Source organism: Azospirillum agricola (assembly GCF_020005195.1).
GTDB lineage: Bacteria > Pseudomonadota > Alphaproteobacteria > Azospirillales > Azospirillaceae > Azospirillum > Azospirillum agricola.
Map to the genome: position 1 here is coordinate 327,005 of NZ_JAIFZR010000004.1, position 12,577 is coordinate 339,581.

Consider the following 12,577-nt stretch of genomic DNA (forward strand, 5'->3'; position numbering starts at 1 on the left):
CGTCGTGCTTCCGCGTCCTTAAATCTGGACTTCAAGGCTGAAGAAGAAATACCGGCTGTCGACGGGGCGCACCGCGTAGTCGAGCGGACGGCTGGCCTTGCGGGCCATGTCGATCAGTCCCAGCCCGGCGCCGCTGGCGGCGGCCTCGCGCGGCTTGCGGGACTGCTCCTTGTAGGCGGCCTTCAGCCCGGCCTTGTCCAGGCCGCGCAGCCGGTCGAGCGACGCCGACAGGATGGGCACGGCGTCAGCCTCGACCAGGTTGCCGGAACTGACGACGTAATGGTCGCCGTCCTTGCCGATCACCACGATGCCGCTGTTGGCCGGGATCGGCCGGCCCGCCGCCTCGCAGGAGGCGGTGTAGTTGCGGACGTTCTGGGCCTGCTCCACATAGACGGAGAAGACGTCCATGATGGCCGACTTTCCGATCTGCTCGGTTTCCAGATGGTTGCGGACGGCCTTGCCCAGCTCTTCGATGACGCTGTGGCTGAAGGGGCCGCTGAAGCAGATCAGGAGCTTCTGCCGTGACAGAAGCTCTTGAAGGTTGAAGAGGTCGGTGCCTTTCATTGTTCCGCCATGGCCTGACTTGACTGGGAATTGGTGGTGGAGGCGGGCGCGACGGCGAAACCGAGAAGGGTGATGTCGTCACGCTGCGGCCGGTCGCCCTGGTGATTGGCAAGGGCGCGGGCGAAGGCCGTCTTGCGATCGGCCATCGGCTGTCCGGCCTGTTCCAGCAGCATCGCGTCGAAGCGCCGGTTGCCGAAACCGAAACCGCGCGGCCCGCCGGCCTGGTCGAGGAAACCGTCCGTGGTCAGGTAGAAGCTGACGCCCGGCGCCAGCGGAACCGTGTGGACGGTGAAGACGTGGTCGATGCGCGAGCGGCGGTAGCCGAGGCTCTGCGGATCGCCCTTGATCTCGGCGACCGTGCCCGCCGCCGGATCGACGACGTGCAGGCCGATGCGCCCGCCGGCGAAGCGCAGGTCGCCGGACCGCGGACGGACGAGGCACAGGCCGATGTCGAGCCCGTTGTCGAAGCGCGGATTCTCCCGCCCGCGCGCCAGCGCCGCGCGCACCATGCGGTTCAGCCCGCCGAGGATGGCCGACGGATCGCCGTCCGGCGTCTCCGACACCACATGGTCGAGCACCGCGTTGACCATCATGGTCATGAAGGCTCCCGGCACCCCGTGGCCGGAGCAATCGGCGACGCCGATCAGGAAATCGCCGTCCGGCCCGTCGCCCAGCTCGCGGAAGATGTAGAAGTCGCCGCCGACCACGTCGCGCGGCCGCCACAGCGCGAAGACCTCGTCGAGCCGGCGCGCCATGGCGCGCTCGTCGGGCAGGATGGCCGCCTGCAACAGGCTGGCGTACTGGATGCTGTCCATCACCTGCCGGTTGACCACCCCCAATTGCTCGTTGGACTGGCGCAACTCCTCGGTGCGTTCGGTGACGCGCTGTTCGAGCGTCATGGTGTAGTCGTGCACCGTGCTGGCCATATGGTTGAAGGCGCTGGTCAGCTGGCCGATCTCGTCACTGCGGGTGTTGCGCAGGCGGATGCGGTAGTCGCCGGTCGCGATGGCGCCGGCCGACCGGGTCAGCCGCGCCAGCGGCGCCAGCACCAGCCGGTTCAGCAGGATGCTGATCATCCCGATGACCGCCAGCAGCGAGAAGAACACCAGCCCGGCCATCGGCGCCAGCGCCGTCAGGGTGGCGTTGTCGGCCTCCTGCAATGAATAGTCCAGCCGCAGCAGCCCGACCGAGCTGCGCTGGCCGTCGGCGCCGGTGATCGACACGGTGCGCTCGACGGTGGTGAAGCCGGCACGGTCGGCCGGCCGTTCGAGCGAGGCCAGCGGCGCGCCCTGGCGCCCGCTGGACGCCCAGACCTTCACCGAGCGCACGGCCGGGTCCTGCGCCATCAGGCCGCGGAACATCTCCTCCACCGCGCGGGTGTCGAACTCCCACACCGCCTGCCCCAGCGCGCCGGCCTGGAGCGTGCCGATCAATTCCGCCCGGTGGACCAGCGCCTCGCGCTGCTGCTGCCCGACGAGGATCGCGGACACGGCCATCGACACCATGCCGACCAGCAGCGTGCAGCCGACGATCATCACGATGACGCGGGTCAGCAGCGAGGCCGACCGTTTGGGCCGGGCGGCCGTTCCGGCGCCTCCGGGACCGGGGGTGATCGGGTCGTGCAGTTCGCGGTCCGATCCGGAGCGGAGCGATTCGTAGGATTCGGTGTCGTCCCAGCCCGTGACGCTCATCCAGCTTCTCCTGATCCACTCCACGATGCTCATCCGGTGCACGGCGCGCCCAGGTGCGGCTCCGTCCGGCCGATCCGTTCCACGCATGTTCCGTCCCGGTTCAGAGTCTTCGGCGCTTGCCATCCGGGCAGTAATCCCGTCCGTGCAGGCAGCATAGTGTCAATCGCCATGTACGCAACGGGCCTGTGACCTTCTGTCCCCCCTTTCGTATCCGTACCACGGGGGTTCCGAAGTTTCTCTCAAGAACCTGCGGCGTTGCGTGACTTGACTGTGAGATTCTGTATGGATTCCCAATGATCCACGACGTGGCAAAACGAACATCGCCGATTTGTGACGAAAAGTGACCATTTCGCGATGCGCCGGCCGCTTGGCGCGTCAAATCCTATGGTCAGGGGCCCGGTCCCGCATGCTAACGTCCGCGGCACTGCAACGAAGCGGAGGTGGGCGATGGCGTCGCGCGTCGGTCGGACGTTCGGAATCCTGGGGCTGGCGGTTCTGGCCGTTGCGGGCCATGCGCCGGCCGCGACGGCGCGGACCTTGACCATCCTCGCACCGGAACTGCCGCCGATGGTCGCCGCCGACGGCACCGGGCGCGAGGTGTCGATCATCGCCGAGACCCTGGCCGCCTGCGGCCACACGGCCGTCTTCAAGATCGTGCCCTTCGGCCGGCACTGGATCGATTTCCGCGACGGCGCGGCCGTGGACGCGGTTTCCACCGTGCCGGCGGGCATGGCGATGCCGGGTGCCCGGTCGGTGCCCTACATCCGCTACCAGAACGGCGCGTCGGTGCTGAAGGCGGGCGGGCTGAAGGTCGCCTCGCTGGCCGACCTCGCCGGCAAGCGGGTCGTCACCTTTTCCGGCGCGCCCGACGTGCTGCCGGGCTTGCGCGAGGCGATCCCCAGCTTCGCCGATTTCCGCGAGCGCGCCGACCAGCTCGTGCACTCCAACCTGCTGTTCGCCGGGCGCGTCGACGCGGTGCTGGCCGACGGGCTGATCTTCGCGGAATACAACCGGCAGCTTCGGGAGAAGGCGGGGAGCGGCGGCGGGCTGCCGTTCGATCCCGCCCAGGATGTGGTGTTCACCGCGATCTTCCCGCCGACTCCATACGCGATGATGTTCCGGGATGACGCCTTGCGCGGGGAGTTTGACCGCTGTCATGGGGATTTGGTAAAGAGCGGCCGCGCCGATGCCATCGATCGCGACGCCATCGCACGCTATTCCTCAACCGTTGGTGACCAGTATCTGCCAAATCGTTGAAACAAGGATAATTTAGGTTGCGAGGTTTGGCGGTTGGGGTTGGCGTGGCGGCGGACGGTGGTTAATATCGCCGCATACGGTCTGGAACTGAGGATTGGGAACCCCGTGCCTCGCATCATCGTGGTCGAAGACGAAGCCGACCTTCGGGATGATCTTGTCGAATATCTGGATCGGTGCGGCTTCGAGGTGCGTGGCGCGTCGAGCGGAGTCGAGCTGGACGGTCTTCTGGAAAGCCACGGCGCCGACGTGATCGTGCTCGACATCAATCTGCCGGACGAGGACGGGTTTTCCGTCGCCCGGCGGGTGCGGGCGGCGTCGCAGGCGGCGATCATCATGCTGACGGCGCGGTCGAGCCTGATCGACCGGGTCATCGGGCTGGAACTGGGCGCCGACGTCTATCTGGTCAAGCCGGTCGATTTCCGCGAGATCGAGGCCCAGATCAAGGCGCTGGTCCGCCGCATCCAGAAGGGCGCCGCGCCGGTGGCCGTGCCGGCGCCCGCGCCGGGGCTGGCGTCCGTGGCGGAAACCAAGAAAAGCTGGCAGTTCGACGACGTCGAGTGGCGCATCCAGCCGCCCGAGGGGCCGGCGGTGCCGCTGACGGCCACCGAATACAAGTTCCTGGCGCTGCTGGTCGTCGCTCCCGGCGAGCCGGTCAGCCGCCAGGACATCTCCATCGCGCTGACCGGGCGGGACTGGGATCCCTACAGCCGTTCCATCGATTCGCTGGTCCGCCGCCTGCGCATCAAGGTGGAGGAACGCACCGGCTGCGCGCTGCCGGTGCAGGCGGTGCACGGCGTCGGCTACGCCTTCGTCGGCGCGGTGGTCACGACGGCATCCGAGGACGGGACGGGGTGATGGCGGGAGCCCCTTTCCCGGAGGGGAAAGGGGCCGTGGCGCCGGTTGATCAACCGCCGAAGACGTAGGCGGTCTTGACCGTCGTGTAGAACTCCCGCGCGTAGGAGCCCTGCTCGCGGGCGCCGTAGCTCGATCCCTTGCGGCCGCCGAAGGGGGCGTGTGGATCGACCCCGGCGGTCGGCAAATTGACCATCACCATGCCGGCCTGGGCGTGGCGCTTGAAATGGGTCGCGTGCTTCAGCGAGGTCGTGCAGATGCCGGCCGACAACCCGAACTCGGTGTCGTTGGCGACCGCCAGGGCCTCGTCGTAGTCGCGGACGCGGACCACCGAGGCGACCGGGCCGAACACCTCCTCCCGGTTGATCCGCATGCTGTTGTCGGTGTCGGCGAACAGCGCGGGGGCGAGGTAATAGCCCTCGGTCTCGCGCGACAACCGCTCGCCGCCGGTGACGAGGCGGCCGCCTTCCTCCCTGGCGATGGCGATGTAGCGCAGATCCTGCTCCAGCTGGTCGGACGAGACCACCGGGCCGATGTCGGTGCCGGGCTTCAGGGCGTGGTCCACCTTGAGCGCCTGCATCTTCTCGGCCAACGCGGCGACGAAGCGGTCGTGGATGCCCTCCGTCACCACCAGCCGCGACGAGGCGGTGCAGCGCTGCCCGGTGGAGAAGAAAGCGCCGTTGAGCGCGGCGCCCACGGCGGTGCCGAGATCGGCGTCGTCCAGCACGACCAGCGGGTTCTTGCCGCCCATCTCGAGCTGGAACTTCTTGCCCGTCTCGAAGGCGCGGGCGCCGATGCGCCGCCCGGTGGAGACCGAGCCGGTGAAGCTGATGGCGGTGACCTTCGGCGACGCGACGATGGCCTCGCCGACCACCGAGCCGCGCCCCATCACGAGGTTGAAGACGCCGGCCGGCAGCCCGGCCTGGACGAGGATCTCGGCCAGCGCCCAGGAGGAGCCCGGCACCGCGTCGGCCGGCTTCATGACGACGCTGTTCCCGTAGGCGAGCGCCGGGGCGATCTTCCAGGCCGGGATGGCGATGGGGAAGTTCCACGGGGTGATCAGACCGACGACGCCCAGCGGCTCGCGGGTGATCTCGACATCGACGCCGGGGCGGGTGGAATCGAGCCGCTCGCCCGACAGGCGCAGCGCCTCGCCGGCGAAATACTTGAAGATCTGGCCGGCGCGCGTCGCTTCGCCGACGCCCTCGGCCAGCGTCTTGCCCTCCTCGCGCGACAGCAGGCGGCCCAGCTCGTCCTTGCGGGCGAGGATGGCGCTGCCGGCGGCGTCGAGGATGTCGCCGCGCCGCTGCGGCGAGGCGGCGGCCCAGCCGGGGAAGGCGGCGGCCGCCGCGTCGATGGCGGCTTCGGTCTGGGCGGCGTCGGCCTGGGCGTAGTCGCCGACGACGTCGGACAGGTCCGACGGGTTGATGTTGCGGCTGGCGTTGGTGGAGGTCGTCCACTCGCCGCCGATGAGGTTGGCGTGGATGTCGGCCATCACAGGCTCCCTTGCTTCTGTTCGGCGCCCATCGCCTCCCACAGGTCGGAGGGGGGCAGGGTGCGCGTGTAGTTGGCGCTGACGAAGGTGCCGCCCTGGTGCGTCTCGTCAAGCGGGTTGGGCATCGGGTCGAGCATGCCGGGCTTGCCGGCGTGGGCCTCGGCGTTGTCCTTGGGCCGGTAGCCGATCGTCTCGGCCGAGCGGTCGCGCCACCAGCGGCGGTCGTTGGCCGACACGCCGTAGAAGACGGCCGCGCCCAGCCGCTCGGCGCGCAAGCTGCGGTCGATGAGCTGCGCCAGATCGTCGTGGCTGAGCCAGGTGCTGAGATGCCGCTTCTGGCTGGGTGCCGCCTCGCAGGAGCCGATGCGCAAGGACGCGCTCTCCAGCCCGTGCTTGTCCCAGTAGAATCGTGCCAGCAGCTCGCCATAGGCCTTGCTGAGCCCGTAGAAGCTATCGGGCCGGTAGGGCGAGGTCTCGTCGAGCAGGGCGCTGCGCGGGTGCATGCCGATGGCGTGGTTGGAGCTGGCGAAGACGACGCGACGGTTGCCGGCGCGGCGCGCGCTCTCGAAGACGTGCTGGGTGCCGCGGATGTTGACGTCGAGGATCGCCTCGAAGGAATCCTCGACGGAGATGGCGCCGAGATGCAGCACGGCGTCCACCCCGTCGCAGGCGGCGTGAACCGCGGTGCGGTCGGTCAGGTCGGCGGGCACGAACTCGGCGTCCGCCGGCAGGGCCGCCGGGCGGACGCGGTCGCTGAAGCGCAGGCTGTGGCCCAGCGCGGTCAGGCGCGGCGTCAGGGCGGTGGCGACGGCGCCGCCGGCGCCGGTCATCAGGATGTGCATCTGTCAAAGCCCCTTGCTGGAACTGGCCAACTGGAAACGGCCGACCGGAACGCCCGCCACCTCGGCGCGCGCCATGAACACGCCGCCCGATTGCGGGTGGCGGAGCAGGGCATCGTCGGACAGGCCGTCGCGCAGGCTGGTGATGAACAGGGTCCGCATGTCCGGCCCGCCGAAGGCGCACATGGTGGGGGCCGGCACCGGCACCGGGATGCGTTGCAGCAGCGTGCCGTCGGGGGCGAAGCGGTTCAGGCAGCCGGCCGACACGCCGCAGCTCCAATAGCAGCCCTCGACGTCGGTGGCGCCGCCGTCGGGGCGGCCCTCCTCGCCGGTCAGGGTGGCGATGCGGGTGCGGTCGCCGAGCGCGCCGGTCGCCGGGTCGAAGCTCCAGCGGTCGATCCAGGGGCCGCGCGAATCGGAATGGAACAGGGTGCGCCCGTCGGCGCTCCAGGCCAGCCCGTTGGAGACCAGAAGCCCATCCACCTTGCGCTCCGCCGTGCCGTCGGGGGCGATGCGGTGGAGGGCGGCGACCGGCTCCTTGGTCGGCCGGTCGTCCATGCTGCCGACCCAGAAGGCGCCGTCCGGCCCGGCCTTGCCGTCGTTCAGCCGGTTGGTGGTCATGCCGGGCTCCGGATCGACCAGGAAGCGCAGGGCGCCGGTCGCCAGCGACAGGATGTGGACGCCGTCGGGCAGGGCGACGGCCACGTCGTCGGACGCCCTTCCGTTCGGCTTGGCGCACAGGGCGATGGAGCCGACGGGGGCGGGCAGGGCCCAGGAACGCACGGCGCCGCTCGCCAGATCGACGGCGGACAGGCGGCATCCCGGTATGTCCACCCAGAACAGGCGGTTGCCGCCGGCATCCCAGACCGGGCTTTCCCCGACGCGCGCCCGCGCGTCCACCAGACATTGGATCGGGCCGAGCATGGCCGTGCGCCTCCCCCTCGTTTCGTCCTTGCGCCGATCGCGCGCCCGCGTGCCGGTGCGTCACGGTTTGTTGGGCTGAGAAAGTGATTGGCGGCCTCGATGTTGTCAAACAAATTTGTGGCTGATTGGTCATCGGTACGGCTGGAAGCCGGCATCGCAGCGTGAATGCGGTTTTCACTTGTCAGACAACAAGGATGTTGTCATACCTCTTTACGCCTTGGGCGTTGCGCCGCCGCGTCCCGTCGCCAAAGGCCCGGACCATCCCGGACATGCCCCGGAAACGTCGTTGTAGGAGGATTACGTGAAGACGACCCCCGTCACGCGCGCCGATCTCGAACGGTCGGTCATCGCGGTGCCGCCGCTGGCGCGCAACGCCGACCTGTCGCTGAACCGTGAGGAAAACCGCAAGCTGGTCCAGCATCTGGAGCGGGGCGGCGTCTCCACGCTGCTGTATGGCGGCAACGCCAACCTCTACAACATCGGCACCGGCGAGTTTCCCGAACTGCTGGCGCTGCTGCGCGACATCGCCGGCCCCGAGACCTGGGTGATCCCGTCGATCGGTCCCGATTACGGCAAGGCGCTGGACCAGGCCGCCATCCTGCGCGAGTTCGATTTCCCGACCGCGATGATGCTGCCGATGGCGTTCGGCGCCACCCCGGCCGGCATTGCCACCGCCATCGCCCGCGTCGCCGAGCGCGCCGGCCGCCCGCTGACCGCCTACGTCAAGTCCGACAACTACCTGGAGCCCAAGGCGCTGGCGGCGCTGGTCCGCGACGGGGCGGTGTGCTCGGTCAAATACGCGGTGGTGCGCGACGATCCGTCGAAGGACGAGTATCTCCAGCGCATCCTCGACGCGGTCGACGCCCGGTACATCGTCAGCGGCATCGGCGAGCGGCCGGTGCTGGCCCATCTGCCCCAGTTCGGCCTGACCGGCTTCACCTCCGGCTCGGTCTGCGTCGCGCCCAACCTGTCGATGGCGATCCTGCGGGCCCTGACCCGCGGCGACGTCGCCGAGGCGGCGGCGCTGCGCGAGCGCTTCCTGCCGCTGGAGGATCTGCGCGACGGAATCTCGCCGATCCGCGTGCTGCACGAGGCGGTGACGCTGTCGGGAGTCGCCGACATGGGGCCGATGCTCCCCATGCTCTCCAACCTCACCGACGAAGGGCAGCTCGCCGCGATCCGCGCCGCCGCGTCGACGCTGCTGGAGGCCGACCGCGCCTTCGCCGGCTGAACCGGACCGGCGGACGGGAACGGGCCGGGGATTGGGTGTTCCCCGGTCATCGCCGCTCGACTCCCGTCCGTCCTTCGGCGATGGTAGCGCCCGCAAGGACGCACACGAGACCAGCCCCATGACCGACGCCACCGGAACGACCGACGGAACGACCGACACCGCAACCCCGGACACCGCCACGGTCCCCGACCGCAGCGGCCTGTATCTCGTGGACGGCTCGGGCTTCATCTTCCGGGCCTTCCACGCGCTGCCGATGATGACGCGGCCGGACGGCACGCCGGTCAACGCGGTCATGGGCTTCTCCAACATGCTGCTGAAGCTGCTGGCCGACATCAAGGCCGAGGCGGTGGCCGTCGTCTTCGACAGCAAGCGGCTGAATTTCCGCAACGAGTTCTATCCCGACTACAAGGCCCACCGTCCCGAGCCGCCGGAGGAGCTGAGGCCGCAGTTCGCCCTGATCCGCGAGGCGACCGAGGCCTTCTGCCTGCCCTGCCTGGAGCTGGAGGGCTATGAGGCCGACGACCTGATCGCCACCTACGCGCGGTTGGCCCGCGACGCCGGGCGGCCGGTGACCATCGTGTCGTCGGACAAGGACCTGATGCAGCTCGTCGGTCCCGGAATCGGCATGTTCGACCCGATGAAGAACAAGAGCATCGGCCCCGACGAGGTGTTCGAGAAGTTCGGCGTCGCCCCCGACAAGGTGGTGGACGTGCAGGCGCTGGCCGGCGACAGCGTCGACAACGTGCCGGGCGTTCCCGGCATCGGCATCAAGACGGCGGCCCAGCTCATCACCGAATACGGCGATCTCGACGGGCTGCTGGCCAACGCCGAGAAGATCAAGCAGCCGGCCCGCCGCCAGAAGCTGATCGACTTCGCCGAGCAGGCGCGCGTCTCGCGCCGGCTGGTCCAGCTCGACGCGCACGCCCCGCCGCCCAAGCCGCTGGAGGAACTGCGCGTCCGCGAGCCGGATCATCAGAAGCTGATCGACTTCCTGAAGGCGCAGGGCTTCCGCAGCATCGTCGCCCGCGTCGAGATGGAGATGCAGAAGGACGGCCGCATCGCCGACGGCTCGGCGCCCGCCGCGGCTTCCTCCCCGACCGCCGCCGCCCCCGCCGGAACGGCCCTCTCCGGAACGGCCGCGGCCACCGAAGCGCCGGCTCCGGCCGCGCGCCCGCACGCCCTGCACAGCGTCGAGAAGCGTTACAAGCTGGTCCAGGATCTTGCCGCGCTGGCGGTCTGGGTCGAGCGCGCGCGGACGACCGGCGTCGTCGCGGTGGACACCGAGACCGACAGCCTGACCCCGGCGACGGCGACGCTGGTCGGAATCTCGCTGGCGACCGAGCCGGGGCTGGCCTGCTACATTCCGCTTGCCCATGGCGCCGGGGCGGCGGAGGCCGGGCAGCTCGATTTCGACGCGGCACCGCCCCCCGCGCAGATCCCCGTCGCCGAGGCGATGGCCGCGCTGAAGGGCGTGCTGGAGGATCCGGCGATCCTCAAGGTCGGGCACAATTTCAAGTTCGACCACCAGCTCTTCGCCCGCCACGGCATCAGCGTGTCGCCGATCGACGACAGCATGCTGATCTCCTACGCGCTGGAGGGCGGCGCCCACGGCCACGGCATGGACGAGCTGGCCGAGCTGCACCTCGCCTACACCCCGATCCCCTTCAAGGAGGTCTGCGGCACCGGCAAGAACCAGATCACCTTCGACAAGGTGCCGCTCGACAAGGCGCTCGACTACGCGGCGGAGGACGCCGACATCACGCTGCGCCTGTGGACCCTGCTGAAGCCCCGGCTGGTCGAGGCGCGCATGGTCACGGTCTACGAGACGATCGACCGCCCGCTGGTTCCGGTCGTCGCCGACATGGAGCGCTGCGGCGTCCGGCTGGACCAGGCGGCGCTGGCCCGGCTGTCGCAGGATCTGGCGGTCCGCCTCGTCGAGATCGAGAAGGACGTCCACGCGCTGGCCGGGCAGGGCTTCAACATCGGCTCGCCCAAGCAACTCGGCGAGGTGCTGTTCGACACGCTGAAGCTCGGCGCCGGCAAGAAGGGCAAGACCGGCGCCTACTCCACCGATTCCAGCGTGCTGGAGGAACTGGCCGAACAGGGCCATGCCATCGCCCAGCGGGTGCTGGACTGGCGCCAGCTCGCCAAGCTGAAGAGCACCTACACCGACGCGCTCCAACAGAAGATCGACAAGAACACCGGCCGCGTCCACACCGCCTTCGCGCTGGCGGCGACCAACACCGGGCGGCTGTCCTCCACCGATCCCAACTTGCAGAACATCCCGGTCCGCACCGAGGAGGGGCGCAAGATCCGCCGCGCCTTCGTGGCGGCCGACGGCCACAAGCTGCTGAGCGTCGATTATTCGCAGATCGAGCTGCGGCTGGTCGCCGAGATGGCCGACATCAAGGCCCTGAAGGACGCCTTCCGCGACGGGCTGGACATTCACGCGGCGACCGCCGCCAAGGTGTTCGGCATCCCGCTGGAGCAGATGACCTCCGACATCCGCCGCAAGGCCAAGGCGATCAATTTCGGCATCATCTACGGCATCTCCGGCTTCGGGCTCGGCCGCCAGCTCGGCATCGCGCCGGGCGAGGCGAACGCCTTCATCAAGGCCTACCTGGAGAACTTCCACGAGCTGAAGGTCTGGATGGAGGCGACCAAGGCCTTCGCCCGCCAGCACGGCCATGTGGTGACGCTGTTCGGGCGGCGCTGCTACATGCCGGGCATCCAGGACAGGAACGCCGCCCGCCGCTCCTTCGCCGAGCGTCAGGCGATCAACGCGCCGATCCAGGGCACCGCCGCCGACATCATGAAGCGCGCGATGAACCGGATGCCCGCCGCGCTGGCCGAGGCCGGCAGCAACGCCAGGATGCTGCTCCAGGTGCACGACGAACTGCTGTTCGAGGTCCCGGAGGCCGAGGCCGAGCAGGCGGCGGCGCTGGTGCGCAAGGTGATGGAGGAGGCCGCGAGCCTCAGCGTGCCGCTGGTCGCCGAGGCCGGCATCGGCGACAACTGGGAAGAGGCGCACTGAGCGCCTCCCGATCGGGCTCAGCCGGCTGGAATGACGGCCCTCAACCCGTCGATCAGCCGGTCGAGCCCGAAGCGGAAACGCTCCCCGTCATCGTCTGAGGCAAGGACCGTTGCCACCGCCGCGCCGTACGGGTAGCGCGCGGTTTGATCCTGCGTGATCCGTTGCGCGAGGGCGGACAGATCGACGCTTTCCGACGCGGGAGCGGCCGCCTGCTCCTCGATGGTGAATCCAAGCGCGAAATACTGGAGGGTGAAGAGGGCGCGAACCGCCGTCCTCTCGTCCGCTCCGGCCGCCAGCAGCCGGCCGACGGCGCGGTCGCCGATCCGCAGCACATTCTCCGTCACCAGGAAGGTTCCGGCGAACACCCGCGCGCCGTCGCGCCGGGCCTTCAGCGCGCGCCGGAATTCGATCAAGGCCGCCCGCAGCCACGCGTCCCACGGCAGCGCGTCGTCCGGCAGGGCGACGCCATCCAGCATGGCATCCGCCATGGCGTCGAGCAGCGCCTGCTTGTTGGGGAAATGCCAGTAGAGCGACGGCGCCTGGATTCCCAGCGCCTGGGCGAGCCGCCGCATCGTCAGCCCCTCCAGCCCCACCTCGTCCAGCAACGCCAGCGCCGTGTCGATGACATCCCGCCGCTGCACCTTCATGCCCGCACCATCGCCCAAGCCCCATTCACCTTGACAGGCTAAC

General features: G+C 69.4%; 10 protein-coding genes. 4 read left to right on the forward strand and 6 right to left on the reverse strand.

Translation table 11 applies throughout. The annotated features are described in order from the left end of the window. Window positions 1–18 precede the first annotated feature (18 nt). Both JN22_RS10445 and JN22_RS10450 read right to left on the reverse strand, forming a co-directional pair. On the reverse strand, window positions 19–564 hold the full coding sequence (locus JN22_RS10445; RefSeq protein ID WP_085553876.1) for a SiaB family protein kinase: 546 nt from the start codon (window positions 562–564) through the stop codon (window positions 19–21). After that, window positions 561–2,255: a SpoIIE family protein phosphatase gene (locus JN22_RS10450; RefSeq protein WP_085553877.1), complete on the reverse strand. Its 1,695-nt coding sequence runs from the start codon at window positions 2,253–2,255 to the stop codon at window positions 561–563. Before JN22_RS10450 ends, JN22_RS10445 begins: the two co-directional genes overlap by 4 nt. Before the next feature lie 447 nt (window positions 2,256–2,702). Between JN22_RS10450 and JN22_RS10455 the strand changes: the two genes are divergently transcribed. Further along, window positions 2,703–3,512, forward strand: coding sequence for a substrate-binding periplasmic protein (locus JN22_RS10455; RefSeq protein ID WP_085553878.1), 810 nt, complete (start codon window positions 2,703–2,705; stop codon window positions 3,510–3,512). Between the two features lie 105 nt (window positions 3,513–3,617). Then, window positions 3,618–4,367, forward strand: a complete 750-nt coding sequence (locus tag JN22_RS10460) for a response regulator transcription factor (RefSeq protein WP_085553879.1) — start codon at window positions 3,618–3,620, stop codon at window positions 4,365–4,367. 49 nt (window positions 4,368–4,416) lie between these two features. Here the strand turns inward: JN22_RS10460 and JN22_RS10465 are convergent, their stop codons facing one another. Genes JN22_RS10465 through JN22_RS10475 form a run of 3 tightly spaced genes read right to left on the reverse strand, consistent with a single transcriptional unit; the run spans window position 4,417 to window position 7,622 of the window. Beyond that, window positions 4,417–5,859 (reverse strand): aldehyde dehydrogenase family protein, encoded by a 1,443-nt coding sequence (locus JN22_RS10465; RefSeq protein WP_085553880.1) that lies wholly within the window; start codon window positions 5,857–5,859, stop codon window positions 4,417–4,419. Continuing rightward, the gene (locus JN22_RS10470; RefSeq protein ID WP_085553881.1) at window positions 5,859–6,701 is read right to left on the reverse strand and encodes an NAD-dependent epimerase/dehydratase family protein; all 843 of its coding nucleotides are present in this window, start codon (window positions 6,699–6,701) and stop codon (window positions 5,859–5,861) included. The genes JN22_RS10465 and JN22_RS10470 overlap by 1 nt, the downstream gene beginning before the upstream one ends. Window positions 6,702–6,704: 3 nt before the next feature. Further along, the gene (locus JN22_RS10475) at window positions 6,705–7,622 is read right to left on the reverse strand and encodes an SMP-30/gluconolactonase/LRE family protein (RefSeq protein ID WP_085553882.1); all 918 of its coding nucleotides are present in this window, start codon (window positions 7,620–7,622) and stop codon (window positions 6,705–6,707) included. 301 nt (window positions 7,623–7,923) lie between these two features. Between JN22_RS10475 and JN22_RS10480 the strand changes: the two genes are divergently transcribed. Together JN22_RS10480 and polA are read left to right on the forward strand one after the other, a co-directional pair. Continuing rightward, window positions 7,924–8,853, forward strand: a complete 930-nt coding sequence (locus JN22_RS10480) for a dihydrodipicolinate synthase family protein (RefSeq protein WP_085553883.1) — start codon at window positions 7,924–7,926, stop codon at window positions 8,851–8,853. A 118-nt stretch (window positions 8,854–8,971) separates the two neighbouring features. Then, complete coding sequence (gene polA / locus JN22_RS10485) at window positions 8,972–11,887, forward strand: DNA polymerase I (protein WP_085553884.1); 2,916 nt, start codon at window positions 8,972–8,974, stop codon at window positions 11,885–11,887. A gap of 17 nt (window positions 11,888–11,904) precedes the next feature. On the opposite strand, the gene JN22_RS10490 is transcribed toward polA, so the two are convergent. Further along, window positions 11,905–12,534 (reverse strand): TetR/AcrR family transcriptional regulator C-terminal domain-containing protein, encoded by a 630-nt coding sequence (locus JN22_RS10490; RefSeq protein ID WP_085553885.1) that lies wholly within the window; start codon window positions 12,532–12,534, stop codon window positions 11,905–11,907. Window positions 12,535–12,577 lie beyond the last annotated feature (43 nt).